This is a genomic window from Microbacterium sp., from assembly GCF_047971895.1.
Classification (GTDB): Bacteria; Actinomycetota; Actinomycetes; order Actinomycetales; family Microbacteriaceae; genus Microbacterium.
In genome coordinates, this window is the sequence record NZ_JBKEAF010000125.1 from 1 (window position 1) to 2,293 (window position 2,293).

A 2,293-nucleotide genomic window follows, 5' to 3' on the forward strand; every position below is an offset into this window, starting at 1 on the left:
GTGCGCTCGCCGACACCGGCAAACACCGAGACACCACCGTGGTCGGCGGCAACGCGGTAGATCCTCTCCTGTATCAACACGGTCTTGCCGACGCCGGCACCTCCGAAGAGGCCGATCTTTCCACCCTGCACGGAGGGGGTGAGAAGGTCGATGACCTTGATGCCCGTCTCGAAGAGCTGGGTCTTGGACTCGAGCTGGTCGAAGGCCGGGGGGTTGCGGTGGATCGGCCAGCGCTCGGCGATCTCCAGCGTGTCGGTCGGCACGTCGAGCGCCTCCCCGATCACGTTGAACACGTGCCCCTTGGTGACGTCGCCGACGGGAACGGAGATCGCCTCGCCGGTGTCGCGCACCTCCTGGCCGCGAACGAGACCATCCGTCGGCTTGAGCGCGATCGCCCGCACGAGGTCGTCGCCGAGGTGCTGGGCGACCTCGAGGGTGATCTCCTGCGGCTCTTCCCCGTCACCCGCGAAGTCGATTGTGGTCTTCAGCGCGTTGTAGATGTCCGGGATCGCGTCGTGCGGGAACTCGATGTCGACGACGGGACCGGTAACCCGCGCGATACGCCCGACGGCGCCCTGCGTGGCGGTCTTCTCCGCGGTGGTCGTTGCGGTGCTGGCCATGATGTCCTTATTCCTATCCGGTCAACTCGCCGAGCCCAGGGCGTCGGCGCCGCCCACGATCTCGGAGATCTGCTGTGTGATCTCGGCCTGGCGCGCGTTGTTCGCCAGCCGGGTGTAGTCCTTGATGAGTTTGTCGGCGTTGTCGGTTGCCGACTTCATTGCCTTCTGGGTTGCCGCGTGCTTACTCGCCGCCGACTGCAGCAGCGCGTTGAAGATGCGACTCTCGATATAGGCGGGCAGGAGGGCATCGAGCACCTGCGCCGGCTCCGGTTCGAACTCGTAGAGTGGCAGCGCCTCGTCCGCGGACGGCGACTCCTCCCCCTCGACAACCTCGAGCGGCATGAGACGCACCGTCTCCGGTTCCTGCACGAGCATGCTGACGAAGCGGTTGTAGACGATGTAGACCTCGTCCACGCCCCCCTCGGCGGCGTCCTGGGCGAAGCGCTCGAGAACGGTGTCGGAGATCTCCTTGGCCATCTCGAACTCGGGCGCGTCCGTGCCGCCGGTCCAGACCCGTTCGGCGTCGCGGCGGCGGAAGGTGAAGTAGGCTGCCGCCTTGCGTCCGATCAGGTAGTAGACGACCTCTTTGCCCTCCTCCTCGAGCCGGGTGGCGAGCTCGCCGGTCTCGCGCAGCACGTTCGCGTTGAACGCGCCGGCGAGTCCTCGATCGGAGGTGAACACGACGATCGCGGTGCGCGAGATCGTCTCCGGCTGATTCGTCAGCGGGTGATCGACACGCGAGTAGGTCGCGACCGCCGACACGGCGCGCGTAACCGCGCGCGCATACGGCAGGGATGAGGCGACCCGCTGCTGCGCCTTGTGGATCCGCGAGGCGGAGATCAACTCCATCGCTCGCGTGATCTTCTTGGTCGTCTGGGCAGAGCGAATCTTCTGCCGGTAGACCCTCAGCTGGGCACCCATGTCGTCTAGTCCTTACGTCTCCGTCTCGATTCGGGCGCGTCAGCGCTTCTGCCGGACGATCTTCTCCTGGGAGATGTCCTCATCCTCGGCGGCGTCGAACTCCTCGGTGCCGGGCTGGTCGAGCGCGGAACCATCGCCGGCGACGAAGCCGGTGCGCTTGAACTCATCCACCGCGGTCTCGAGGTTGGCAAGCGTGTCGTCGTCGAGGGCGTTCGTCTCGCGCAGCGTCGTGAGGATCGTCGTGTGGCGCGCAAGGTGGTCAAGCAACTCGCGCTCGAAGCGCAGCACGTCCTCGACGGGGACGTCGTCGAGCTTGCCGTTGGTGCCGGCCCAGATCGCGACGACCTGATCCTCCACCGGGTACGGCGAGTACTGCGGCTGACGCAGCAGCTCGGTCAGGCGCGCACCGCGCTCGAGCTGGCGTCGGCTCGCCGCGTCGAGGTCGGAGGCGAACATCGCGAACGCCTCGAGCGAGCGGTACTGCGCGAGCTCGAGCTTGAGCGTTCCGGACACCTTCTTGATCGACTTGACCTGCGCGTCACCACCGACACGGGAGACGGAGATACCGACGTCGACCGCCGGCCGCTGGTTCGCGTTGAACAGGTCGGACTGCAAGAAGATCTGGCCATCGGTGATCGAGATCACGTTGGTGGGGATGTATGCCGAGACGTCGTTGGCCTTGGTCTCGATGATCGGAAGACCGGTCATCGACCCGGCACCGAGCTCGTCGCTTAGCTTCGCGCAACGCTCGA

The 2,293-nt window shown here is 66.1% G+C and carries 1 protein-coding gene and 2 pseudogenes; all 3 read right to left on the reverse strand.

Annotated elements, in window-relative coordinates; genetic code table 11:
- Positions 1 to 620 (reverse strand): annotated as a pseudogene (locus ACK5IN_RS09880) (F0F1 ATP synthase subunit beta); the annotation flags it as partial.
- A 21-nt stretch (positions 621 to 641) separates the two neighbouring features.
- A complete protein-coding gene (locus ACK5IN_RS09885) occupies positions 642 to 1,541 on the reverse strand; it encodes a F0F1 ATP synthase subunit gamma (protein ID WP_416896022.1) in 900 nt (299 codons plus the stop codon).
- A gap of 39 nt (positions 1,542 to 1,580) precedes the next feature.
- Positions 1,581 to 2,293 (reverse strand): annotated as a pseudogene (locus tag ACK5IN_RS09890) (F0F1 ATP synthase subunit alpha); the annotation flags it as partial.

Bases quoted from the DNA above. Each gene is read 5' to 3' on its own strand.
- ACK5IN_RS09885 (WP_416896022.1), bottom strand. From the start codon at position 1,541: ATGGGTGCCCAGCTGAGGGTCTACCGGCAGAAGATTCGCTCTGCCCAG.